Genomic DNA, 25105 nt, shown 5'->3' on the forward strand with positions numbered 1-25105 from the left:
CGCTCGACGGGTTGTATGCCATCTTGTAGGTCTCGCAGCCCGAAGATGGGTATAACATCAGTTTGCCGTCGCCCGTGAGAGGTTTCACCCCGAGCTTCTTGGCTATATACTGGTAGTGCTCGTCGAAGAAAGTGAGTGTCTGTCGTATTATTGGTTCATATTTCGTGATGTCCATGCCGCTGTATTCATGCGCCAGCATTATCATCGAGCAGAACTCCAATGCCGTGTCCCACTGGTATTCCAGCCATGCGTTGCGCTCCATTCCCGGGTCGTCGCCGGGTTTGTGCTTGCCGTATTCTGTGGGGTTGGGCAGTCCGCAGTTCTCTATCTGCTCTGCGAACGAAGCTCCGTCGTGTCCCCAATAGAAACGGGTGCGTCGTGTGGCGTTTGGCAGCATCCGCAGATATGTGTCAAACTGTGCCGCCATCATATTCGTGTCGCCGCTCTTGAGCATGGGCCAGTATACGAGGCGCTGGTTCTGTGCCGTCATGGTGCCGCCGCCCCATTTGCGGAAGTCGGGAGTGAAGGGGCATTTCGGATCAGCGAAGACGGGGTCGAAGGTGAATAGCGAACCGTTGAATTTCGTGGGATATTCGCTGTAGGCATTGCATCCCAGCATGTAGCGGAAGAGTTCGTAGTTGCGAGCCATGCGTGCAGCTTCGCCTTCGGCAATGATATGGCTGCGCTGCCAGAACTGGTGCCACCACTTTGCGCTCTGTGTCTTTGATTTCGTTGCCGACAGAGGCTTGACTGTCGTATCTCCGGTATAAAGGTCGATGCTGACAGTGGCTTGTCTGATATCTGTGGCAGTATAGTTCCATGCCTTGAAATCTGTGGAGGCATAGGTGCCGGTAGACGTGCCGGTGAACCTGAAGCCGGGCATCGTGATGTTTCCGCCGAATTTCAGTCCGCCGATAGGATTATATAGTTCATCCTTTATTTCCGACAGTCCTTCCCTCTCCACGGTATAGTCGAATACGGTGTTGTTGCGGTTTGTGTGCCAGAAGTCCAGAGTATTATAGCCGGCTTTGATGGAGTCGGCAAAGGTGGTGCAGTCTTTCGGTATGTTCCATTTGTATGATCCCTGCTGGCATTCCGCCTTGGTGACCAGTCTGTCTTTGTATCTCCACGACTCATAGCTCAGCGTGGCGTTTCGCTTTTGTGCGGAAATGATTTCCACGAACACTTTCGGCTGATACACATCCGCCCAGATTCTTATCTTTGTACCGTCGCCTTTGATATATATGGCGCCGTCGTCGAGCGATAGCCTTTGTTCGAAACTGTTGCCGCAGAACGGCTGTCCGTCGATTTTCAAGCGGAAGCGTCCTGCTTTGAGCAGGGTATTGTTCTCGTCGAGCATCCCGCTCTTCGAAAGATAGAACAGCACATCACCGTTCTCCACCCACACGTTCATCCCCACATCGTGTCCGCCGCAGGGCATCGACCCTGCGGAGTTCTCGCTCTGTGAGGTCCACACATAGTCCTGGGGCTTGTAGTCTGTCTTTGTCTTGTTTGCAGCATTGCCCTGTGCGGTGGAAATCAGAGCACAAAGCATCGCAATCGCCGCTGCCAATCTCTTTTTCGATATGATGATCATCATTAGAGTAGTTTCCTCGTTTTAGTTATATAATGAGGACGCGTGACATAGGCTTTTGTAATGTATAGCTTTACAACAGCTTGCGGTCTTTTGGTTTCTTATCTCTAGTTTCTGCCATATACCCGTGCCATTATCGCTCCGCTGATATTGTGCCATACGCTGAACACGGCGCCTGGGATAGTGGCGAGAGGGTAGGCGGCGAAATGAAGGGTGGCGAGAGAACTGGCGAGACCGGAGTTCTGCATACCCACCTCTATGGAGATGGCTACACACTTCTTGTGCTCCAGTCGGAGCAGTCTGCCGATGCCGTAGCCCAAGGTCAGTCCGCAGATGTTGTGGAGCATCACTACGAGCATCACGAGAAATCCGCAGGTGAGCAGTTTCCCGGCGTTGTGTGCAACGATGATACCAACGAGCAACACTATTGTCAACGACGAGAATGCCGGCAGGTAAGCCACCGCCCGCTTTGTGAACTCTGGCATATACCGTTGTATCATGAAGCCCACAAGTATGGGCAGGATGACAACCTGAAGAATGGAGAAAAACATGCTCACGGCATCCACATGTACGAAGGTGCCGGCAAGAAGCCATGTTATTATCGGAGTGAGGAAAGGGGCGAGTAGGGTAGACGTCGCCGTCATTCCTACAGACAGGGCGAGGTCGCCTTTCGCCAGATATGTTATCACGTTAGATGCCGTGCCGCCGGGACAGCAGCCGACGAGGATCACCCCCAGCGCCAAGTCCTCAGGCATTTGGAACAGACGAGTGAGGAGCCATGCCGTTATCGGCATGATGGTGAACTGAGCCAGACATCCGATGATGACATCCTTAGGTCGGCTGAACACAATCCTGAAGTCGGTAGGGTTCAGCGTCAGTCCCATGCCGAACATCACCACCCCCAACAGCGGATTTATCCATATCGTGTCGATGCTGCCGAGCGGGGTTGGGAAAACAACCGAGAGCACTCCGATGGCGAGTACTATCAGTCCCATATTCTTTGCGATGAAGTCGCAAATGCGTTTCGTCATTGTTGTATGTGTATTTAAGTTTGTCATGTCTGTTTCCTTGAACCCAAAACGGTCATCAGACCGTTCAATGGTAGTATTTTATAACTCCTTGCAGTCCCTGATGACTGATTTGAGTTGAAATTCTGGAGCAGTACCCGCCGACAGATTTGCGGCAAAAGGAAATAGGAGGAAAACCATTTCTTTTTTCCTCCTATTCTAATGATTAACCCCTATTTTTATCACGGCCTGATTGCCGTTGGGGATATAGTCTTATTTCTTTTCGCCGATCTGCTTCATCATTTCCTCTATGGCTGCTTTCAGCTGTCGGTCATTGCCGTTGAGGAAATCCTCCGGTGTGTTATATACGGTGATGTCAGGGTTCAGCTGAGTGTTCTCTGCATATTTTCCGTCGAGAGTCATACATCCCACCTGCGGAATTCCGAATACCATGGTGTTGTCGATCATCGTCTCCCACCATACGGCAGTCATTGTGCCTGCCACTGGAGTACCGATGAGCTTGCCGATGCCGAGAGTCTTGTATACCATAGGGAATCCGTGACCGTTGCTGTAGTCGTCTTCGCAGATGAGCACACACGAAGGTTTTGTCCACTTGTTGAACGGGTCGCGGCCGATATAGTTGCCTCGTGGCATGAAATTCTGGTATTCCTTGCCGTTGAGCAGAGTACACAGGTCGTCGTGCAGCCATCCTCCACCATTGTGACGGTCGTCAACGATGACAGCCTCACGGTTGCGGTTCTTGTCGCTCAGGAGCTCGCGGTATACGGTGCGGAAGCTCTCGCTGTTCATCGCTCTTACGTGTACGTAGGCGAGGCGACCACCCGACAGGCTGTCTACCAGCTGGCGGTTGCGGTCAACCCAACGCTTGTAGAGCAGGTCGTCAACGGCGTTCATCGACATTCCCTTTGTCGTTACATCGAATGAGCGTCCGCTCTTCGGGCGGATTGTCAGGCGTACTGGTTTGCCGATTTTGCCGTCGAGTAGCGGGAAGTAGTCCATGCCGGCCTTGATTTCCGTGCCGTCAATCTTCTCTATGATGCATCCGGACTTCACGTCAGTCTGCTTGCAGGCAATTTCGCTGCCCTTTATCACTTCGGCAATCTTCAGGCCGTCGCCGGTGTAGTCCTCGTCGAAGAAGAGACCGAGACTTGCAGTCTGCAATGAAGCCCATGAGCCGGAGTATCTTGCACCGGTATGCGAGGCGTTCAGCTCACCGAGCATTTCGCTCAGCATCTCCTGGAAGTCGTGATTGTTGTTGATATAAGGCAGGAAGCGTTCGTAAGTCTTGCGGTAGCCCTCCCAGTCAACTCCATGAATGTTCTTGTCATAGAACTTGTCTTTCACCTGTCGCCAAACGTGGTCGAACATATATGCGCGCTCCTTGTATGGCTGGTAGTTGAACTGAGCCTCAAACTCTATGTTCTTCACGGCTTTGCTCTGTGGCGTCACCTTCTTGATGCCTCCGTCGGCAGCGAGATAGATTTCCTTATAAGACTTGTCGAACATCATTTCTCCATTGCCCACGTTCTTTATCAGCAGCTCCGTGTTTCCGGTCATCAGGTCGCGGTGCCATAGGTCCATGCCTTTCTCAAACGCCACATTGTAGTAGATGTTCTCGCCATCCTTGTCGAGTAGGATGTCGCCGAGGAACGAAGGAGTGACGGTGAGTCGCACGATGCGGTCACGACAGTTTTCGAGGTCGAATTTCAGAGGCTCCATTTCCTTTGCCTCCGGTTTCTCCATTTCCTTCTTTTCCTTTTCTTCCTTCTTCTCCTCTTTCTTCTTCTCCTTTTCGGTCATGTTTTCCTTTGCCAGCGCACGCTCTTCCTTATTCATGCGGTAGCGTTCGTAGGCTTCAAGGTCGAAGAACATGAGATAGGCATCGTATTCTGCGCCCCAGCTGCCATGGCTGCGGTAGCCGGCACGGTCGCTGCAGAACAGCATCGCCTTTCCGTCGAGCACCCATTTGGCATTGCTTTCGTTGTATCCGCTCTCGGTGAGGTTGTGAATCTCGCCGTTGCCGGAAGCATTTACCAAAGCGATGTCTGAATTGTTCCATCCGCCCACACCGATGTATGAAGAGAGCAGCCATTTGCTGTCGGGGCTCCATGTGAAGTCGATGTCGCCGTCGCTGTAAGAATAAACGAACTTGCCGTCCATCGCCGTCTTCACATTCTTGCCTTTGGCATCCATGACGCGCAGGGTTCCACGGTTTTCCCAAAAGGCAATCTGCTTGCCGTCGGGACTGAATTTAGGTTGGAATGAAGTCTGGTCGGATTGTGTCAGACGTGCCTCCACGAGTTCAGTAGCGTAAGCGAACTGCTTCTCATCCTTGTTCTTCATTGTAGTGGCATAGATCTGCCACACACCATTGCGCTCCGAATCATAGATTATAGTGCGGCCGTCTGGCGAGAAGTCGATGTAGCGTTCCTGCTCAGGAGTGTTCGTAATCTGCTTTGTGGTGCGGTATTCTATGGATGTTACATAAACATCGCCATGCATGACGAAACCGATTTCCTTTCCGTTAGGCGACAGTTTGATGTTGTATGCTCCGGAACTTCTGATTTGGCGTATAAGCTCCTTTCCCTCGGTGTCGGCGGCAATCCTGATGGAAGTCTTTTGTGGCTGTCCGCCGTTGCGCACGGTATAAATCTCACCGTCGTAGCCATAACACAAAGTGCCGTCGGAGGCTGCCGAAAGGAATCGCACTGGGTTCTTCTCATGATTGGTTATCTGTGTCTCCTTGCCGTCTAGAGTGCGGTGGTATATGTTCAGAGTGCCGCTTTGTTCGCTCAGATAGTAGAACGACTTGCCGTCGGCAGACCACACAGGGTCGCGGTCCTCACCGTCGAATGTAGTCAGCTTCCTGAACGAGTCGCCGCTCTTGAGCCATACGTCGCGAGTGATAGGCGAGCGGTGGTGCTTGCGCCATTCGTCCTCATAGCCTTTGCGGTCGATGTAGATCACATCTCCGGAGGCGTTGATGTCGAGGGCATCCATGGTGATGTCGGAAAACAGTTTCGGACGTCCGCCATCCATTCCTACAGTGTATACCTGAGGGTAGGAGCCTGCGAAGATGATAGACTTGGCTGTTGGCATGATAGAAGCCTTGAACATGATGGTAGAGTTGTCTTTCCATCTCAGAGGATATTCGCTGCCACTGTTGGTAGTGACGCGTTTGGGAATACCGCCGTTGGCATCCATTACCCACACGTCAATGCTTCCTTCTCGATTAGAGGCGAAGGCGATGTGGTTGCCGTCGGGACTCCACACTGGGTAGGAGTCGAAAGCCGCATTGGAGGTAATCTGTTTCGCCGTGCCACCGCTTGACGGAACGGTGAAGATATCGCCTTGGTATGAGAAGGCGATAGTCTTGCCGTTGGGCGAGATTGCCGGGTGGCGCATCCATAGCGGGTTGTCCTGAGCCTGTGCTGCAAGGCCGTAGGCGCCAAGGAGAGTCGCTAAAATAAGTTTGTTCATGGTTGTATTGATTTAGTTAATATGGATAATTCATGAAAAAATCCCAACCGAAGTCGTTTGTGCTTGGCTGGGATGTTTTATTTAGCTTGTATTCTTCTCTTTTATTTCTCTTCAGAGTCGATGGCCTTGATCTTCTGCTTGATGAGTTCCAGATCGTCCTTCAGCTTCTGCACCTTGCGGTTCATCTCGTCGATGAGGCTGTTGCCCTTCTTGCTTGAAGCGTTGAGGAAACCGAGGTTATTCTCATAGGTCTGTATCTCCTGCTTCATCTGTTCGGCACGGCGCTGCAGTCTTGTGCGCTCATTGTCGAGAGCATCCTCGCCACGCTTAGCCACATTCTTCAGGTTTGTCTTGAAGTTGTTCAGGCGGCGACGGGCTGTAGAGATGTTCAGTTCCTTGAAAATCTTGTCGAGCACCTCGTGGTATTCGTTGAAGATCTTGTCCTTCTCCTTGTATGGCACGTGACCGATGCTGTTATACTCTTCAGTCAGTTTGCGAACCTCAGCCTGTGTGTCGTCGACAGGGTTCTCGAGCAGAGCCTTCAGCTTCTCCACCACGGCTTTCTTCTTGTCCAGGTTTGCGTGCTCCTCGTTGCGTGCTCCGGCATTGGCGGCGTTGCGTGCTTCAAAGAAGTGGTTGCATGCTGCGAGGAAGTCATTCCATAACTGGTCGCCGTATTTCTTCGGTACCATTCCGATAGTTTTCCATTCCTTCTGCAGAGCGATGAGCTTGTCGCTTGTAGCCTTCCATTCAGTGCTGTCTTTCAGAGCCTGTGCCTTCTCCACGAGAGCCTTCTTCTTCTCGGCATTCTCGGTGAATTCCTTCTTCATCTGTGTGAAGTAAGCCGACTTGCGTCCGAAGAAATCATCGCAAGCAGCACGGAAGCGCTCAAAGATCTTCACGTTCATCTTCTGAGGTGCAAATCCGATGGTCTTCCATTCTGTCTGTATCTCGATGATCTGCTTGGTGTGGTTCTCCCAGTCGGCAGAAGTCTTGTTCTCCTCCTTAGCTATAGCCTCCACCTTCTCGCAGAGTTCAGTCTTCTTGTTGAGGTTGTCTTCCTCTTTGGCGCGTATGTCCTCAAAGTGCTGCTGGTGCTTCTTGTTTATCACTGTAGATGCAGCCTTGAAGCGAGCCCAGATGCCCTCTCTCAGCTCCTTTGCCACAGGTCCGCTCTCGCGGTATTCCTGGTGCAGCTCCTGCAGCTGGTGGAATGCGCTTATCACGTCGTCTTCGTCGGCAAGCTTTTCAGCAGCCTCACAGAGTTTTGTCTTTATCTCCAGGTTCTTCTTGAAGTCATATTCGCGGGCTTCGCTGTTGAGCTTCAGCAGGTCGTAGAACTGTTCCACGTAGAGCTGATAGTTTCTCCAAAGCTCGTTGGCGTTTTCAGCAGGCACCATCTTGATTTCCTTCCATTCCTGCTGGAGCTGTTTGAATTCCTGGTATGACTTGTTGGCTTCCTCCGGCGAGGTAGCCATATTCTTGATTTTCTCTATGATGTCGAGCTTCTTCTTGAGGTTTTCCTGCTTGAGCTTTTCCTGTTCCTCAAACTGTTTAGCTCTTCTTTCCTTGATGATAGTCATTTCGGCCTTGAACGCGTTCTCGTTCTCGTCAGGTTTCACCTGATAAGCTGCCGGGTCACCGCCAGCGTCCAAATATGCCTTCATGTCAGCTTCTCTCTCAGCGAAATGAAGCTTGTAGAATACGGTTTTGAGATAATCCACCTCATCCTTCTGCGGAATTTCCTCCGCATGAGCTATCTCTTTGATTCTTTCCACAACCTCCGCTTTGGTCTTGTAGACTTTTCTCTGTCCGCTGGCATTTCCTGCCTCGGCAGCGTTGTCGGTTGTTTCCACCTGCTCCTTCTGGGCTGTTGCCTCATTTGGAGTTACTTCTACATTCTTCTCGTTTTCCATTGTCTGTTCGAGAGATTTTTCTTGAGAGTCCATTACTTCACGTTTTAAATTTGTGATTGGGGTTCCATATAAATACACTTGCGGCAGGAAAGTGCTTCATGTAGCCTTTTTCCTTAGTCCATGCTTCGGCTCTTATAATATATAATAAGGTATTATAATACTAATTGTTATAGCCGTTGATATGCAATTACCGCTCTAAAATGAATTGCAAACTTACTTAAAAAGATTGTAACTTCCTAATTTATGTAATGATTTTTAATATTTCGTTGTTAAATAAGACGTTTATGGCGGAATATCCACCATGAAACTCCTGATATCATGACAGATGCGACGAGGGCTATGAGGAATCCGTATTTGTTGTTTTCCATTCCGTTTATGAGGTTCATACCCAGCAAACTGGCGATGAGCGTAGGGAACATCAGGATGATGCTGACCGAGGTGAGCGTACGCATCACGGTGTTCATGTTGTTGTTGATGATGCTCGAATATGTGTCCATCGTTGATTCCAGAATGTCTGAATATATGCTCGTCGTTTCCCGCGCCTGGCTCATCTCGATGTTCACGTCCTCGATGAGGTCGGCGTCCAACTCGTCCACCTGCAGTTTGAACTTCAGTTTGGCGAGCAGGTTCTCGTTTCCGCGGATTGATGTCTGGAAGTATGTCAGCGAGTCCTGCAGTCTCGACAGTCCGATCAGCGACTCGTTGTTCACCTCTCTGTCGAGGTTTCTCTTGGCTTTCTCAATAAGGCTGTTTATCTGCTTCAGTCGTTTCAGATACCACACCGCCGATGACAGGAAGAGACGGAAAATCATGTCAACATAGTCGGTGAATCCCTCGCTTCTCTTCTGCTGATAGCTCACGAAGTCTATCATCATGTTCGTTTCATAGAAGCACACGGTTATAGTGACATCGCGCTTGTGTATGATACCCAACGGCACTGTGGTGTATGGCGTGCGCGAACGTATCTCCTTTACGTATGGAATACGCAGGATGATAAGCATCCATCCGTCGTCGTACTCATAGCGGGCACGCTCGTCGGTATCGCTGATGTCTGATATGAAATAGTCGGGAATGTTGAAACGGTCGATCAGCATCTGCTGATCTTCCTCGCTTGGACATGTTACTTGTATCCAGCAGTTGGGCTCCCATTCTTTGATGGCCTTCAGGCCTTCGGTATAGTTCCAGTATGTTCTCATCGATAAATCCTCCACTTGGTAAACAATCAAGCGCAGGAGTCTCTGCTGAGAGAGCCGTTGCCGTCCCTGCGCCTACAAGTCTTTATTTTCCGCGTGATAATCGTCCATAATTAATAGAATTGATAAAAATCGTGTGCAAATTTACATTATTATTTTTAAAAAGCAAGGAGTTGTAGCGGCGAATTAGTATCTTTGCAACCGTTTTTTAATAATTTACTTTATATTTTTATGTACAACAGACCAATGGCATCGTGCGAGCCAATGAAGTTCAAACGCTTCTCCCACAAGGGCTACGCACTTTTTGCATGCCTGGGCAAGGTGGTGCTCATCGGCACTCTGAGCGTTGCTACAGTTTCTCATGCCAAGGCAGAGGGAGTGAGCACCAAGGAGCTTCGTCCTGACACCCTTTCCACCCAGAGCGATGTGATGCTGAACGAAGTGAGCGTAACGGGCTCACGTGCGCCGCTGACCAGAAGTCAGGCGGCGAGAATGGTAACTGTACTGGACAGCAAGGAAATTCAATGTGCGCCAGTGCAAAGTGTTAACGATTTGCTGAAATACATCGCCAGCGTGGATGTGAGGCAGCGTGGTCCGATTGGAGCGCAGACCGATATCAGTATCCGCGGCGGAAACTTCGAGCAAATCACAGTTCTCCTCAATGGCATAAACATCTGCGACCCGCAGACGGGACACAACGCCTTCGATTTCCCGGTGGATGTGGCAGACATAGAGCGCATTGAAGTGCTCGAGGGACCTGCCGGAAGAGTGTTCGGCACCTCGTCGCTGCTCGGAGCCATCAACATCGTGACGAAGAAAGAGAAGACGAGCAACGTTTCCGCCCACATTGACGGCGGAAGCTACGGCTACCTCAGCGGTGGAGCCTCTCTCAACCTCTCGTCGGGCAAGTGGACCAACCGCGTTTCAGGAAGCTACACCCGTTCCGACGGCTACAGCCGCAGCAAGGCTGGAAAGCTCAACGGCGATTTCTATGGCGGAAAGGCTTTCTATCAGGGCGGCTATGAGGACAGCGACATCAAGGTGGACTGGCATGCAGGACTGAGTTCCCGCGATTTTGGTTCTAACACCTTCTATGGCACTGGCTCCGACAATCAGTTTGAGCATACCTTCAAGACGTATACCGCCGTGCAGGCGGAGACGAAGCGAGGCAAGTTCCACCTCAAACCTTCTATATATTGGAACAGAAACATGGACCGCTTTGAATGGTTCCGCGGTCACGACGGCAAAAAACCAGAGGGACTGTCATACGGAGTTCCCTACAATTATCACCGCACCGATGTCTATGGCGTGAACCTCAACTCATATTTCGACTGGGCATTCGGCCGCACCGCCATCTCGGCAGAGCTGCGCAACGAAGACCTCGTGAGCACCACGCTCGGAGAACCGCTCGACAAACCCAAGCATGTTCACAAGACCGACCGCGACTATACCAACGGTCTGAACCGTACGAACATCAGTTTCGCCCTGGAGCACAACATCCTGCTCGAAAGGTTCACCCTCTCGGCTGGACTGGTGGCAGTGAAGAACTCATGGAGCAACATGAACATGCGCCTCTATCCAGGCGTTGACGCCAGCTATCGCATCGGCGACCACGTGAAGTTCTATGCTTCATACAACACGTCGCTGCGCATGCCGTCGGCAACGGAGCTATATTATTCCGTAGGCGGCCACAAGGCAGACAAACATCTGAAACCGGAGGAACTGCAAGCCTTTGAGGGCGGAGTGAAATATCTCAGCGCCGGCATCACGGCAAGCGCAAGCGTGTTCCACAACCGCTGCAAGAACATGATAGACTGGATCTGGGACAGCAGCGAAGGCGACGAGGCAGTGTGGAAGTCAGTGAACTTCACCAAGGTAAACACCATCGGTACCGAGGCACAAGTCGGTCTCAACTTCCTGCGTCTCATCCCGGCGCAACATGTGGTGAAGAACCTCACGCTGCAGTACACCTACCTCTCACAAGACAAGGACGAGCCTGCCAATATCCAGAGCCGTTCCACACTGGAGTATCTGCGTCATAAGTTCATCGCAAACCTCGAACTCAACCTTTGGCGCAACCTCGACCTGACGGTGAAATACCGTTTCCAGAAGCGCGACGGCAAGTTCACCGCCACCGATGCTTCAGGCAATGCCGTAGTGAAGCACTACCAGCCGTATGCCGTCACCGACGTGCGTCTGGCATGGAATGACAAATGGTATAAGGCTTATGTAGAGGCAAACAACGTGTTTGCCAAGAAATACTACGACTTCGGATCTATTCCCCAGCCAGGTGCATGGGTGATGGCCGGCGTAGCGGTTAACGTCAATCTGTAGTATAACGACCCTATTTCCGAAGTTCGCCCAGAATGACGATCTTGTCGCTTCTCGACAAGTCGCCGGGATTGCTTCCCGGTTCGCCTTCTGGCACCTTCAATCCCTGACGGGCATAATAATCCCTCCAATAGGCGGTTATTGTGCCCGTCTTGTCATGAAACGACATCGGAATCGGTTTGAACACCAGTTCGCCATCCCTGCTCCTGTAGCATTTCTGCACCAGTTCGCTGCAATACATCGCACTGTCCGACGGCATGAAATTGAAGTCGTATGGCGTACCGATAAACTGTATTGCCCTCTCCACCGAGCGAGCCACGCCGACTGTGTCTTTCAGTTGTCCCACCACCACCACATGGCGTCTCGCCATGAAGCTGTTGATAGGAGTGAGACACACTCCCTTGTGTATGGCTTCAAGGGCAAATCCCTTTCCTCCGGCATTATGATAAATCGCCACATGGTCGATTTGTCTGCCGTCAAGTCCCGTAGTCACGTCAGTTATGTTGTTGCCGCTTTCAGCCACACAGAAGAGCAGGTCGCCCTCGGCAAGTCTGCTTGCGGTTATTCCCTTGTTTCCCTGTGCCCACAGACATATAGACAGACACATGACCGTTGCGGTGATAATTATCTTCTTCATCGTCTTGAATGTTATTTTTATTTCAGGATATGAATCCTTTTATATCAGTTGTTTTGATATTTGCTAATATAGACATCTGAAAAGATTGGCAATTAAGGCATAATGACCGATTGGACCTTAAATCTCAGACAGTTTCTTGTTCTCTGCCAGACACCATATTGCTACGACCATTGTGGCAACAAGTGGCAGTGTGAAGACCAATGGGTTGACATGTTCAGGATCAAACTGCTGCATGATGTCTGTCATCCATCTTATGCAGTTCCAAAAGGCGTGTGTGGCAGACTCGTGGATGCTTGATATCAGGTCGATGTATATCAGGATGACGATACCCGCTGTCAAGCATACCGCTGTCCAAATCCTGGAGATTCTCCTCAGCCTCTTGTCAGCCGCAGGTTCGATGGCTTCCATCACCCTGTCAGAGAATCCCTCGTCGGCAATCACCGTCTGGTTTGCCGTTGAGAAAAAGCGTTTCAGCAATTCGTCTTTATCTTCTTTCATATCCATTGTCTTTTAAGTATGTGGTGAGTTTCTCCTTGCCTCTGTGCAGGTGGGATTTCACTGTGCCCTGCGGTATGCCGGTTATGGCGGCAATCTTGTCGATAGGCTGTCCGTCGATGAGCTGTAGCGTTATGCATGTGCGTTCGTCAGGTTTCAGTGTGGCGAGAGCCTTCAGTATGTCCATTCCCAAAGTGCAGTCGTCATTGCCGGCATGGCGAGCCGCAACAGAGGGCGTGTCCATGTCCTCCGTCTGGTGGTGGCTGCGGCGATAGTCGTAATGGGTGTTGTAGGCTATTCTCATCAGCCATGTCGAGAATGATGACAGTCCTCTGAACTTCCCTATGTTGGCATACGCCTTGATGAACGTCTCCTGTGCCAGGTCGTCGGCGAGCTGCCGGTCGCCCAGCGTGAGGCTGAGCAGGAAGCGGCGCACTTGCGACTGGTATTTGCGCAACAGCGAGTCGAAAGCCCGCTTGTTGCCAAATACCGCCACCTGGGTGACGAGCTTTATGTCATTCATCAATTCAGGCATGATGTCAGAGTCCTTTCCTTTGGGTTGTTGTATCTTTATCCTATGTTCTCGTCGTTGGCATTCTGAGTAGTGCCGTTGTCATATCCTTGCCGGTTGTCGTTGCTCTGCCGGTTGTATCCGTTTTGTGGATTGTTATAGCCATTGTCGGCATAAGGTGCGTTCTGTCTCTGGTCGTTGAAGTTTTGCTGGGAGAAGTTTCCATTGATGTTTCCTCCGCCGGTTGTCTTGGCTATTATCGCCTGTCCCACTCCATATATGGCGATGAGCAATCCGATGCTACACAGCGCATTGATGCCGAGGATGAAGAACATCACGGTGAGTCCGATGCCGAGGAAGATGTTCTTTATGCCCTTCGACCACAGGTAGTCGTTGCGTGAAACTTGGTTCTTTGCCGCGAAGTCGGGTATCGGCTGTCCGCTTTTTATCGCCATCTCCGCGAGTTTCAGTTTCTGGTTGCGCGATTTCACTATGAGATATATTACGAGGCCTATTATTGCCACCGGAGCGAGGAAGCAGATGATGAACACTATCGTTATAGGTATAATCGCATCTTTGAACATCTGTTTCGCCACATCCGACATGTTCGAGTGTATCTGTGTGTAATTTATCACAGAATCAGGAGCAGCATCCTGGTCGTCCGTGTCGGTAGTGTCGCTGAATGCCACGATTGCTGTAGCGGAATCTTTCTTTGCGCCGGCGTCAGCATTCTTGTGTCTTACTACGGAGCTCGTTGCCGATGTTCTGTTGCCGTGTCTTGCCATCGTAGGGAGGGCAGCCGACAATGTCATGCCGATAATCAGTGTTGCTATAATTCTTTTCATATCCGTTATGTTTTTTGTTTCGTTGATGTTTTGTCTTGTTTCAGTAGTTAGACGGAGTGGGGTGGGGAATAGTTGCAAAATTATGAAAAAAAATGCTTTGACCCAAATCGCTGATTGTGATTTACCCCACAATGGTCATTAGGACTTGCCAGAATTTTGTTTTGTAGAAGAGTGGATTTTGTTTGTCTTTTTAAAGAGCAATAGCGGCTATTGCGAATTATGGTTTTAAGGTATATAAAATCCGATTCTTCGTCGTTTTTTTATGTCTCGTGTCACAATATAATAAGATGGCGAACGTTTACTGTCATAGATAGACCAATGTGGATAGATGAGTCTCGTCCAGACTTTCTTGTAAGACAACTTCCTTTGTCAACTCGATTTCTCGTCAACTCATCAACTCGTCAACTTAATAAAATATGAATAAGATAAAACAGATTATGAGTCTTGTCACTTGTCTGATGATTCTCCTTTCGGTAGCTGTGTTGCGCAGCAACAAGATTTGGGGCAATCAGCTTGGCGGTGAAAAGACAGAAGTTGCCGACAGTCTGTCGGCAGGACCCNCCGACAGTCTGTCGGCAGGACCCGTCGTCACGAACGACGATGGAAGTATGGTGGTAAACACCGCATCCCTTGGCAAAGACATCCAGGGCTTTGCCGGCACCGTGCCCCTTGAATTTACCGTCCGCAACGGTGTGGTGGAGAGCGTCAGGGCTCTCGACAATCAGGAGACACCCTCTTTCTTTGCCAATGCCGCCACATTATTTGATAAGTGGAAGGGTAAGACCATAGGTGAAGCCCTGGCGATGAAGGTAGATGCCGTTTCGGGAGCCACCTATTCGTCGCAAGCCATAATAGCGAATATGCAGCGCGGACTGCAGCTTGTGGCAAAGAAGCAGGAGGCAGACCGTGGTCCAGCCCTTGCTGATGTGTTGTCGCTGAAGAATGTGGTAGCTCTCATCGTGGTGCTCCTCGCCGCTATCCTGCCGCTCTTTGTCAAGAACCGCCGTTACCAGCTTGTTCAGATGGTGCTCAATGTTGTGGTCCTCGGTTTCTGGTGTGGCAGTTTCCTTTCGTACACCTCGCTGATGGGATTCCTTGCCAATGGCATGAACCTATGGCTGACTCTCGTTCCGGTGGTGATGATCGTCACGGCGTTCGTATATCCTCTTTTCGGCAAGAAGAGCTACTATTGCGCCCATGTCTGTCCGTTCGGTTCGCTGCAACAGGTTGCCGGTCAGCTAATCCCTCATAAATTGAAGATTGGCGCTGCCACGTTGCGCTTCCTCGACACGTTCAGACAACTGCTGTGGGCAGTACTCATGTTGCTCTTGTGGAGTGGCGCATGGGCAGGCTGGACCGACTACGAACCCTTCTCTGCCTTCATCATGGATCAGGCTTCCCTGCCGGTAATCATAATTGCCGGTGTCTTTGTAGTGCTGTCGCTGTTCGTGCAGCGTCCGTATTGTCGTTTCGTGTGTCCGATGGGTACATTGCTGAAATTGGCGCAGAAAGGAGAATAATCCACTTGTCAACAAAAAACAGATATGAAAATGAAATCATCATTCTTCCTCAACGTAGTGCTTGCCGCCGCTCTCCTTTGTGTCAGTGTGCGTCTTGCCACGGTGTCGGAAGAGAAATCAGTAGAGAAGACCGGCGGTACCTCCGCCGAAGTATATCAGAACATCATGACGCGGTCGTCGGTGAGGGAATATCTCGACACCAGCATCTCCGACTCACAGATAGACACGCTGCTCCATGCCGGAATGGCTGCCCCAACGGCAATGAACCGTCAGCCGTGGCATCTTGTGGTGGTGAGAGACCGCAGTTTGCTGCAGCAGATTGCCGGGCTGTGTCCCAATGCCTCTATGGCGAAAGACGCACCGCTCGCCATCGTGCCGTGCGGCGACATGAATAAATATGAGGAAGGCGAAGACGGGCTACGCGGCTTCTGGCCACAAGACCTCTCTGCCGTGACGGAGAATATCCTGCTGCAGGCACATGCCATGGGACTGGGTGCTGTCTGGACCGGCACCTATCCGTCGGAAGAGCGCTGCAAGGCGATGAGCCAGCTCCTCCGTCTTCCTTCCAATCTTGTTCCTTTCTGCACCATCGTTATAGGTTATCCCAAGGGCGACCAGCAGCCGAAAGACAAGTGGGACGAGAGTAAGGTGACTTATGACATGGGTAAATGAACCCCGTCTTAAGGCGATGTGCCAAGACATTTGCCCCATCCTGACTTTGACAGTGACATAATTCCAAATTCTATATTCTGAAACAAATGGGGCAAAACCTTGCCCATAACGCTGATTTTTAGTAAAATCAAGAATTTTCAAAAAAACTGTCAGACCATCTGGTTTTTCGTGGTAATATTCTGATAAACAGATAGTTGACTACCTGGTAACTGTCAGCAGATTGTCTGGATGGTTTGAATACGAGATAAAAATTGTCAGGCGACAGAAAATCAGACGAATGGTATTCGGATGACAAGAATATGGATATTGCGACATCAACTTTTTGGGCAACCGCTTGGCATAAATTCTGCCCAATAGGGGCAACGTGCTTGCCCATGTTGGGCAACGTGCTTACCCCACTTGGGCACGCTGCTTGCCCCAGTTGGGCAGAACTGCTGTCAGACAAGTTCCCAATAAGTTAATGTTGTAATACCCATATTCCTGTTTTACAGGATTCTGCCAACGTATGCAATTCCTAACATCTGACAAATCCTTTCATCAGCAAACCATCCAGACAATTTGCTGACAGTTGCCAGGTAGTCAACTATCTGTTTGTCAGAGTGTTATGTAGAAAAACCAGACAGTCTGACAGTTTTTTGGAAATTCTCGTTTTTACTAAGAATCAGCGATATGGGCAACTTTTACTTATGTCGACCAACTTAAATTAATTCTGCCAACGGGCATTGTCTATTTTTTTACTCCTCTGCTTGTCTTCTTATCTTTCCAATCCCTACATCGCAACCTTAGTAGAGACAACATTGCCGTTGTCTGCCGTTGCATTCCAAATTCAAGAATCTGAAACAAATGGGGTAGAAAGGCAATACTTTTGGAACTTCTATCCCTATTTTTCGGTATTTTTGTCTTTGAATGAAAAAAAACTGCCAATAGATTTTGTATGTATTATAAAACGTTATAAATTTGCAGTTAATTAGTGATAAATGTGTATTAAAAATTGGGATATGCAGACGTAATGATAGTCTGCATATTGAATATGCAGAAAAATTGTTATGTATGTAATCGTTAAAAGGTTATTTCCGCAATGCCAATAACAGTCTATTGGCGAACCTTCGACTTACAATATATATAAAAGAAAACAACATATATCTATATGAAAAGAATCCTTATTTCAGCCGTACTATCCTTATGTGCGGCAATGACATTCGCTATTCCTGCAAAGAAAAGCTGGAAGGTAGTTTCGCAGAGCGACGGCACCACAATCAAGGTGAGCCAGGCTGGCGATGAACACCTGCACTACTATATCACCGAAGACAACGTGCCCATCTATAAAGCCGCCGACAACAGATACTGCTATCTGACCATAGAAAGCGGCAAGCTCCATAACTCTGGTGTGCTCGCACATGAGTCAGCGGCACGGTCGGCAAAGGAGCTTCAGGTGATGAATACCATCCACGACCTTGCTCCCATAGCCCGCCAGATGGCGGCAAAAAAGAGAAGCGCCGCCAAGCGGTGTGTCAGACCGGACCGCTTGCCGAGCAAAGACGACATAAGTGTGTTTAAAGGCAGCAAGAAGGCACTCGTTATCCTTGCGGCATTTTCAGACAAGTCTTTTTCGAAAGGCGACGATGCCATAGTGAAATTCTATGACGAAGTGCTCAATCAGGAAGGCTATTCGCAGAATGGAGCGGCAGGCAGTGTGCATGATTATTTCAAGGACATGAGCCGCGGAGAGTTTGACCTGACGTTCGACATCGTAGGTCCGGTGAAAGTCAGCAAGTCGGCTACATATTATGGTGGTCCGTCGCCCATCATGGGAGGCGCCGACCACATCGGCGAGTTCATCACCGAGGCGATTAAGAAAGCCGACGAGAAATGCGACATCGACTGGAAGAAATACGACTGGGACGACGATGGCGAGGTGGAACAGGTGTTCGTGCTCTATGCCGGATACGGACAGGCAACGGGAGGACCTACGGGAACGATATGGCCCAACGCCTGGACTCTGGATGAGGCTCTACAGAACAGCGACGGCAACGGCGGATTCTCCATCGACGGAGTGTTTATCAACCAGTATGCATGCAGCAATGAGCTATACCTCGATTCGGGCACAGTGCCGATGGGACTCGGAGTGTTCTGCCATGAGTTCTCACACTGCATGGGACTGCCCGACATGTATGACACCAACTATGGGTCAACACCGACCATGGGCGATTGGGATCTGCTGGCTGGCGGAAGCTATAACGGACCCCAGGGCATCGGATGGTGTCCGGCAGGATGGACCAGTTATGAGCGCGCCTATGCCGGTTGGCTCGAACTGACAGAACTCAAAGCCGGCGACATTATAAAAGGCATGACGAGTCTGGAGGAGGCCGATGGCAAGGCATACGTAATCTACAACGACAACCACAAAGACGAATATTATCTCCTGGAGAACCACAAGGGCATGGGATGGGACAAGTATACACCGGAGAACGGACTCCTCATCATCCATGTGGACTACGACAAGGATCTCTTCGACAACAATATCGTAAACTCAAAAGGAGAGTTCACCCCAGCCGAAGGCTACGACAGATATTTCACCAACGACCACCCGCGTATGGCACCCTTCAGCAGGGTGAGAAGCATACAGAACGACACCTATTTCTATACCTATCCGATGGATGCTCCGAGAGGGGTGGTGGACAGTCTGACAGACACCAGCAAGCCGGCGGCGGAACTGTATAATGCACTTGCCGACGGTTCGAAGCTGATGGGCAAACCGGTATACAATATTGAGAAAGACGACGACGGTAATATCTCGTTCACCTTCATGACAAAGGAAAAGGAAACGGATGCTATACAGGATATAGCCATGGCAGAAGATACTACCGGCGACGATACCGTATACGACATCACGGGAAAGAAGGCAGGACGCATTGGCGACATCAAGAACGGCAGCCTGAAAGCAGGCATATATATAATAGGAGGAAAGCGGCTCCAGAAGAAGGTACTGCTGAAGTAAAACGCATACAAACAAAAATCACTAAATAAAGGAAAGGACTGATTATGAAGAAACTTTACACAACATTATTCATGGCGGCGGCGGCAATCGCCGCTTCTGCCCAGATTACGCTACAGAAGCCGGAAACCAAGTTGGCGACAGATATCACATCTACTGCTTTCACTGCTAACTGGGGCGCCGTGAAGGATGCCGACGGATATGCGGTGTTCGTATACGACCGTAAGCCGGTGACTGCCGATGGCGAGGTGACAATTGCCGACGAAGATTTCTCCGGCATAACACGCGGAAGCCTCAATGAGCCATTGGGAGGCGAGGAGGAATTCGTAGACCTCTCGGCATACGGATATGCACTCTCGTATGGATGGGGAGCCTACGCATTCCCTAACTTCATTCCGAGCATGGTGGCAGGACTGATTTACTCACCTTATCTCGACCTGCGCGCTGACGACGGTAAATACAAAGTCGTCATTGACGCATACTGCTCCGACGGCGATGAAATCCGTGTGGAGAGCCACGGCAAGAACGGCAGGGAGATAAAGACACAGAAGGCCGTAGTGGAAGGCGGAGCAACAGGAATTGCCGAAGTGACATTCGAGTTCGACAACGGTATAAAGGACCTCTTCTTTACCGTGATAAACAACACCGCGATGGATGGCAAACCTGACTATTTCGACCGCATTCAGGTGAAGCAGAACTTGAAGGCCGGCGACGTGGTAAATGTAATGGTTGGCGGTAACGAGGCAGTAGGCTCTGTAAACGAAGTTACCAACGACTCCGTGACATCTTGCCGCATCACATCATTGGCAAAATACACGAGCTCAAAGGTGGTATACTACGACCTGTATGCTTCGGCAGACGATTTCTCCACACCAAACGGATCAATGCCTTACACCTTTGTCGTAAGTCCGTTCACAGACCTCGTGAAGGTGGACCTCACGGCAAGGACATCTGAAATCTACAATCCGGAGACCGACGGCATTGACAAGGTAAAGACAGATGCTGCAGAAAAGGTGAAGGACGACGTGTGGTATAACCTCGCCGGACAGCGCGTGAGCAGACCTACTAACGGACTGTATATCTGCAACGGCAGAAAAGTGGTAGTCAGATAAGATGTCTGTTCTCCTCTCTTATTGTCAGAGACAGGATTCCCTACTCAATAGCGAACTACGTTTCTGATTCGATAAACAACACTCATGACAATTTTTAAAAAGGCGATGACATGAAAAAGATAAATTATATACTCACGCTCTTGCTCCTCGCAGTGGGAGTGAACTGGGCAAAGGCTGACGACCAGACGTTGGCGCTGGGAAATTATGACGACCTTACGGCATACGACTGGGATGAGAACCAGACATACCAGGGCAGCTGGTGGATGGTTGCACCGACACAGCTTCAGGTGAAACACACCGGTGCGCAGATTATATATACCAAAGAGCAGCTCGCAAGCATGAAGGGAAAGGAAATCAAGGGCATCAGCTTCAAGTATTACAACCTTGCCGCTTTCCAGGCATACCCAAGGACAATCAACGTATGGGTGAAGGAAATCGACGACAATGCCTTCGTATATAACGAGGCGAAGAAGAGCTATTGCTACTTTGAATATTCTGATGCCACCAAGGCGGCTACGGACTTCACTTTCGACACGGATTTCGTTGACGCCTACAATGAGAACGGTGACCTTGCCATCAACTTCAACACACCGTTTGCCTACAGCGGTGAGAAGAACTTGCTCGTGACCATAACCTTTGATGGCGAAGACGTGACGGATGGCTCTACCGACATCGAGTTCTATTTCAATACCGATGCTCCGAATATGGCGATGTCGACATGCAGCGACAATACGACCTTTGCTGATTTCAACGAATCGGAAGACTGGCCTTATGCCAACGGCGGAGGTTCCACAATCTCTCATGCCCCGAAGCTGAGCCAGCCTCTCACCCGTTTCACATATCAGGAGGCAAGCAAGCCGGTGGTGAAACCTGCCGAGCTGAGCGGCAGCGTGAAGTGTGACGAGAGTGCAATTGCCGGTGCCAAGGTGGTTCTGACCAGCGGCGAGACCTCTCTTGAGGCTACATCAGACGCTGAGGGCGCTTACACCATAAACATCCCGGCTGAGGACATCGACAAGGAATATACCCTCACGGCAACAGCAGAAGGCTACGACGACTATTCGGCAGCAGAACCGGTGAAATTCACTTCAGACGAGAAGAAATCTCTCAATATCGAGATGACGAAGAAAGACGTGCCTTCAGAACTCTCGGGCAAGGTGAAGTCTAACGACGACAACGCTCCTGTTGCCGGTGCTGTCATCACGTTGACAAGCGGCGACAACAAATACTCTACTACCTCTGACGAGAGCGGCAACTACACCATGACAGTGGTGAAGAGCGAGGAAACCTACACCCTCACCGCCAAGGCTGAAGGCTACGAAGACAAGACCATCGCAGACGTGAGGTTCACACCGGGCGAACCGAAGACGCAGGACATCACGATGATAAAGATAGACAATCCGGCTACTATGCAGGGCAAGGTGACATGCAACGACGAACCTGTGGAGGGAGCTGTGGTGAGAATTGCGGCAAAGGACAACAAGTATGTTACCTACAGCACCACGACAACCGCCGACGGTTCTTATAGCATAAAGGTGGTGAAGAGCGAGAAGACATACACACTCACGGTGACCGACGGAGAATGTGAGGATTATACAGAAGACAATATCACCTTCACTCCAGGTGAGACTACTACCAAGAACATCTCGCTGACGAAGACTCCAGAGCCGGAAAACAGCGTGACTCTCGGCAAATACAACAAGATGCTCAAAGACGGAACGGAGGATGATGTATATGAGGGACACGGATTCTCATGGGCGGCAGCTCCAACGAACTTCACTCACCAGTATACCGGATCTGAAATCATCTACACCAAGGAGCAGCTCGCAAAGATGGCTGGCAAGGCTATCACGAAGGTAAACTTCGTCTTCCACAACGAAAGTGCTTACGACGCTTGTCCTCGTACAGTGAAGGTATGGGTGAAGGAAATCGACAGCGATGCATTCGACTATGACGACAAGGCAGGCAGATACAAATTCTATGAATATGAGGATGCCACAGTGGCAATCGCTGGATATGAATATGAAGGAGAGCTATACAACTATGCCGGAGGAAACGGAGAACTGGAACTCACCTTCGACCAGCCTCTCAACTATAGCGGCGACAAGAATCTTCTCATGGCGCTCACCTTCGAGGGAGAGAATACCTGCAATGTGCTCGACTTCAACTTCTTCTACAATCCTGACATGAAGAAGAAGGCAATGAGCTATTTCAGCGACAGATACACCTTCGGCGACTATGCAGAAACAGAAGACTGGCCATATCTCAACGACGACTGCGTCAATTCATTGGAACAGCCTGTCACCCGCTTCTTCTATACAGAGGCTGATGGTATCGTAGACATCACTACTGGCAACAAGACCACTGTAAACGCTGATGGCAAGGCATACAACCTGGCTGGTCAGAGAGTGGGCAAGAGCTATAAGGGTATCACGATACAGAACGGAAAGAAGTTTGTGAGATAACGCGGCAATAACAAATTCGTTTGTCCACAACATCCATAGGAGAAACCTGTAATGATGATTCAGACAAACGAATAATATGGTGAACAAGAACATGTTTGCCGGTATAACAAAAAAGCCAGCAGTGGATTGTATTTCCTACTGCTGGCTTTTTTTATTCTATAGTCAACTTGTCAACTCGTTACTTGTTAACTTGTCAACTTGTTACTCGTCAACTCAAAACATCCTATTTCTTCCAGTCATCCGTTCTGAATGAACTTATTGGCAGTCCGTCGCAGAACAGGTCGCCGTCTGCCCAGTCTTTGAAAGCATAGCGGACGCTGACGGGATTTTTCACCTTGTCGCTCTTCACGTAGAGCTTGCTGCGTTCTATCCATGCCTTGGCAGGATGGAACACGCTGTCAGCACCAGCCACCTCAACGAGGTCGCTCTTCAGACCATTCTTGCCGTATATCCACATTCCGGCACGGTCGAACGATACCACGGCAGTGTCGCCCTTGAACTCCACATTCTTATAGCAGGCGCTCTCAGAAGTTATACCCTTTATTCCGTAAGTCTTGTCGAGGGCGAGCAGGGCGAGGCGCATTCCGGCAATCTGCTTCTTGCGAGGATGAATGCCATATTCCAGTCCGGCATCCATAAGCACCGCCATTCCCACGTTCTTGTTCATCTGTTCCGCCTTTGCCTGCTGTTCGCGCAGGAAAGCACTGTTATACTGCTGCCAGTTGATGAGGCTATAGTCGTAAGGCGCTATCTGACAGAAATAGAACGGGAAGTCACCCCTCTGCCATTCTTCTCTCCATCCTTGTATCATGCGGGAGAAGAGGTCGGCATAGTAGCTGGAGCGGCTCACGTTCTCTTCGCCCTGATACCATATCACACCACGCATGGCGATGCCGGCGAGAGGATGGAGCATACCGTTGTAGAGCACCGTAGCGGTGCGGTTTTTTGATTTTATCGTTTCCTGTGATTCCGGCAGTTCTATCTGTGGAAAAGCCTTCAGCCAGTCTCTTCTCATCCATGCCTCGCATGAGGAACCGCCCCATGAGGTGACGATGAGGCCTACGGGAACGTTGAGCATCCGTCGGAGCTCGCGTCCGAAATGATATGCCGTGGCACTGAAATCGCGTACTGCCATTGGCGATGCCTCCTGCCATGACCCTACAACATCCTCTTGCGGTTCGAATTTGCTCGTACGCTTCACGGTGAAGAGACGCATCTCTTTGTCGCTGCTATGGAGTATGTCCTCCACGGCATTCTCCACGGGCTGGTTCTTGAATCCCTTCATCGGCATCTCCATATTGCTTTGTCCGGAACATATCCACAGTTCGCCCATGAGTATGTCGTTGACAACAGTCTTTTCGCCATCGTTGAATGTGATGGAGTAGGGACCGCCGGCAGACGGTGTAGTGATGCTCACTTTCCATTTCCCGTCATTGTCCGTCTTTGTCGTTATTGTCTTTTTGTTCCACGATGCCGTGATCTTCACCGTGGCGTTTGCCTTGGCAGTTCCCCAGAGGTTGGCTTCCGTCTGTTGTTGCATCACCATACCGTTGGAGAATATCCTTGGCAGTGTAACCTTGGCGTTCGCTGTTGATGCGGCAGCGATGATGGCGCCTAATATTAATATCTTCTTCATGTATTTGTTTGTTTCTTATGTTCTTGTCAACTCGTCAACATGTCTACTTGCTGATCATTATCGGAGATGTAAGTCCCGACGGCAACAGGTCCTTGCTTGCGCGGCGGTATTTGCCATTGGTCCATATTCCTGTGAAAGGCGCCTTTCCCTCGTCGTTGCCTTGTAGGGCATTTGCCCATGTGTTCACCACGACTATTTTCAGCGAGTTCTTGCCCTTCTTCACAGCCTGCGTTATGTCTACGGTATATGGCGGACGCCATGCTGTGCCGCACTGCTTGCCGTTGACGTATACCGTAGCGATGTCTGCCACTGTGCCGAGGTCTATCACTACGCTCTCGTCCTTGGCAGGAGAATGCTTTCGTTTGAAAGTCGTTTCATAGGCAGCATGGCCGGAATAGTATCTGATGCTGTTGTCGTCGGTAAACGATGTCCAGTCTTTCAGTTCCTTCATCTCCACCACCTTTCCTGTGGTTTCGAACGTCACCTTCCATCCGTTGTTGTCTATCGGAATCATCTCGCCGACGTGTTTGGGCTGATAGAGATAATCTGCGTCAATCTCATTGTCGGTGAACACATAGAAGAGGGCGTCGTCGGCAGCGAGAGCTATCTCACTGTTGGCGTCAACCTTCATTGTTCTGTTGTGTTCGGCATCTATGATATAGCAATAGCGTCGTG

At 50.1% G+C, this 25105-nt stretch carries 17 protein-coding genes; 6 read left to right on the forward strand and 11 right to left on the reverse strand.

What is annotated here, in order from left to right; all coding sequences use genetic code 11:
• From QVO99_RS10595 to QVO99_RS10615, 5 genes are all read right to left on the reverse strand, one after another.
• Nucleotides 1–1600, reverse strand: a 1600-nt coding sequence (locus tag QVO99_RS10595; RefSeq protein WP_288177223.1) for a DUF5703 domain-containing protein, incomplete at its 3' end; no start/stop codon positions are given.
• A gap of 101 nt (nucleotides 1601–1701) precedes the next feature.
• On the reverse strand, nucleotides 1702–2625 hold the full coding sequence (locus QVO99_RS10600; RefSeq protein WP_022317591.1) for a bile acid:sodium symporter family protein: 924 nt from the start codon (nucleotides 2623–2625) through the stop codon (nucleotides 1702–1704).
• A gap of 249 nt (nucleotides 2626–2874) precedes the next feature.
• Entirely contained in the window at nucleotides 2875–6102 is a 3228-nt protein-coding gene (locus QVO99_RS10605; RefSeq protein ID WP_022317592.1) for a S41 family peptidase, read from the reverse strand.
• Between the two features lie 101 nt (nucleotides 6103–6203).
• Entirely contained in the window at nucleotides 6204–8051 is a 1848-nt protein-coding gene (locus QVO99_RS10610) for a DUF349 domain-containing protein (RefSeq protein WP_022317593.1), read from the reverse strand.
• 236 nt (nucleotides 8052–8287) lie between these two features.
• Nucleotides 8288–9214 (reverse strand): magnesium transporter CorA family protein, encoded by a 927-nt coding sequence (locus tag QVO99_RS10615; protein ID WP_022317594.1) that lies wholly within the window; start codon nucleotides 9212–9214, stop codon nucleotides 8288–8290.
• Nucleotides 9215–9442: 228 nt separating this feature from the next.
• On the opposite strand from QVO99_RS10615, the gene QVO99_RS10620 reads away from it, so the two are divergent.
• Nucleotides 9443–11545: a TonB-dependent receptor plug domain-containing protein gene (locus QVO99_RS10620; protein ID WP_022317595.1), complete on the forward strand. Its 2103-nt coding sequence runs from the start codon at nucleotides 9443–9445 to the stop codon at nucleotides 11543–11545.
• A 10-nt stretch (nucleotides 11546–11555) separates the two neighbouring features.
• On the opposite strand, the gene QVO99_RS10625 is transcribed toward QVO99_RS10620, so the two are convergent.
• The 4 genes from QVO99_RS10625 to QVO99_RS10640 form a co-directional block, all read right to left on the reverse strand.
• Nucleotides 11556–12179, reverse strand: a complete 624-nt coding sequence (locus QVO99_RS10625) for a YiiX/YebB-like N1pC/P60 family cysteine hydrolase (RefSeq protein WP_022317596.1) — start codon at nucleotides 12177–12179, stop codon at nucleotides 11556–11558.
• 117 nt (nucleotides 12180–12296) lie between these two features.
• On the reverse strand, nucleotides 12297–12677 hold the full coding sequence (locus QVO99_RS10630; protein WP_022317597.1) for a DUF5056 domain-containing protein: 381 nt from the start codon (nucleotides 12675–12677) through the stop codon (nucleotides 12297–12299).
• A complete protein-coding gene (locus tag QVO99_RS10635) occupies nucleotides 12664–13209 on the reverse strand; it encodes an RNA polymerase sigma factor (RefSeq protein WP_022317598.1) in 546 nt (181 codons plus the stop codon). Before QVO99_RS10635 ends, QVO99_RS10630 begins: the two co-directional genes overlap by 14 nt.
• Before the next feature lie 35 nt (nucleotides 13210–13244).
• On the reverse strand, nucleotides 13245–14030 hold the full coding sequence (locus QVO99_RS10640; protein WP_022317599.1) for a DUF6249 domain-containing protein: 786 nt from the start codon (nucleotides 14028–14030) through the stop codon (nucleotides 13245–13247).
• Between the two features lie 608 nt (nucleotides 14031–14638).
• Here QVO99_RS10640 and QVO99_RS10645 point away from each other — a divergent pair.
• From QVO99_RS10645 to QVO99_RS10665, 5 genes are all read left to right on the forward strand, one after another.
• The gene (locus QVO99_RS10645; protein WP_441295418.1) at nucleotides 14639–15550 is read left to right on the forward strand and encodes a 4Fe-4S binding protein; all 912 of its coding nucleotides are present in this window, start codon (nucleotides 14639–14641) and stop codon (nucleotides 15548–15550) included.
• A 24-nt stretch (nucleotides 15551–15574) separates the two neighbouring features.
• A complete protein-coding gene (locus QVO99_RS10650; protein WP_022317601.1) occupies nucleotides 15575–16222 on the forward strand; it encodes a nitroreductase family protein in 648 nt (215 codons plus the stop codon).
• Between the two features lie 1147 nt (nucleotides 16223–17369).
• Nucleotides 17370–19220, forward strand: a complete 1851-nt coding sequence (locus QVO99_RS10655; RefSeq protein WP_022317602.1) for a M6 family metalloprotease domain-containing protein — start codon at nucleotides 17370–17372, stop codon at nucleotides 19218–19220.
• A gap of 44 nt (nucleotides 19221–19264) precedes the next feature.
• Nucleotides 19265–20329, forward strand: coding sequence for a hypothetical protein (locus QVO99_RS10660; RefSeq protein ID WP_022317603.1), 1065 nt, complete (start codon nucleotides 19265–19267; stop codon nucleotides 20327–20329).
• Between the two features lie 110 nt (nucleotides 20330–20439).
• A complete protein-coding gene (locus QVO99_RS10665; RefSeq protein WP_022317604.1) occupies nucleotides 20440–22794 on the forward strand; it encodes a carboxypeptidase-like regulatory domain-containing protein in 2355 nt (784 codons plus the stop codon).
• Nucleotides 22795–23017: 223 nt separating this feature from the next.
• Here the strand turns inward: QVO99_RS10665 and QVO99_RS10670 are convergent, their stop codons facing one another.
• Both QVO99_RS10670 and QVO99_RS10675 read right to left on the reverse strand, forming a co-directional pair.
• Complete coding sequence (locus QVO99_RS10670; RefSeq protein WP_022317605.1) at nucleotides 23018–24430, reverse strand: sialate O-acetylesterase; 1413 nt, start codon at nucleotides 24428–24430, stop codon at nucleotides 23018–23020.
• 43 nt (nucleotides 24431–24473) lie between these two features.
• On the reverse strand, nucleotides 24474–25105 hold a 632-nt coding region (locus QVO99_RS10675), incomplete at its 5' end, for a glycosylhydrolase-like jelly roll fold domain-containing protein (RefSeq protein ID WP_369678125.1).

It is taken from the genome of Prevotella sp. CAG:592 (genome assembly GCF_000436015.1).
In the GTDB taxonomy this organism is placed as follows: domain Bacteria; phylum Bacteroidota; class Bacteroidia; order Bacteroidales; family Bacteroidaceae; genus Prevotella; species Prevotella pectinovora.

Bases quoted from the DNA above. Each gene is read 5' to 3' on its own strand.
- QVO99_RS10660 (WP_022317603.1), top strand. From the start codon at position 19,265: ATGAAGAAACTTTACACAACATTATTCATGGCGGCGGCGGCAATCGCC.
- QVO99_RS10640 (WP_022317599.1), bottom strand. From the start codon at position 14,030: ATGAAAAGAATTATAGCAACACTGATTATCGGCATGACATTGTCGGCT.
- QVO99_RS10620 (WP_022317595.1), top strand. From the start codon at position 9,443: ATGTACAACAGACCAATGGCATCGTGCGAGCCAATGAAGTTCAAACGC.
- QVO99_RS10600 (WP_022317591.1), bottom strand. From the start codon at position 2,625: ATGACGAAACGCATTTGCGACTTCATCGCAAAGAATATGGGACTGATA.
- QVO99_RS10645 (WP_441295418.1), top strand. From the start codon at position 14,639: ATGGTGGTAAACACCGCATCCCTTGGCAAAGACATCCAGGGCTTTGCC.
- QVO99_RS10670 (WP_022317605.1), bottom strand. From the start codon at position 24,430: ATGAAGAAGATATTAATATTAGGCGCCATCATCGCTGCCGCATCAACA.
- QVO99_RS10610 (WP_022317593.1), bottom strand. From the start codon at position 8,051: ATGGACTCTCAAGAAAAATCTCTCGAACAGACAATGGAAAACGAGAAG.
- QVO99_RS10665 (WP_022317604.1), top strand. From the start codon at position 20,440: ATGAAAAAGATAAATTATATACTCACGCTCTTGCTCCTCGCAGTGGGA.
- QVO99_RS10615 (WP_022317594.1), bottom strand. From the start codon at position 9,214: ATGAGAACATACTGGAACTATACCGAAGGCCTGAAGGCCATCAAAGAA.
- QVO99_RS10605 (WP_022317592.1), bottom strand. From the start codon at position 6,102: ATGAACAAACTTATTTTAGCGACTCTCCTTGGCGCCTACGGCCTTGCA.
- QVO99_RS10630 (WP_022317597.1), bottom strand. From the start codon at position 12,677: ATGAAAGAAGATAAAGACGAATTGCTGAAACGCTTTTTCTCAACGGCA.
- QVO99_RS10650 (WP_022317601.1), top strand. From the start codon at position 15,575: ATGAAAATGAAATCATCATTCTTCCTCAACGTAGTGCTTGCCGCCGCT.
- QVO99_RS10635 (WP_022317598.1), bottom strand. From the start codon at position 13,209: ATGCCTGAATTGATGAATGACATAAAGCTCGTCACCCAGGTGGCGGTA.
- QVO99_RS10655 (WP_022317602.1), top strand. From the start codon at position 17,370: ATGAAAAGAATCCTTATTTCAGCCGTACTATCCTTATGTGCGGCAATG.
- QVO99_RS10625 (WP_022317596.1), bottom strand. From the start codon at position 12,179: ATGAAGAAGATAATTATCACCGCAACGGTCATGTGTCTGTCTATATGT.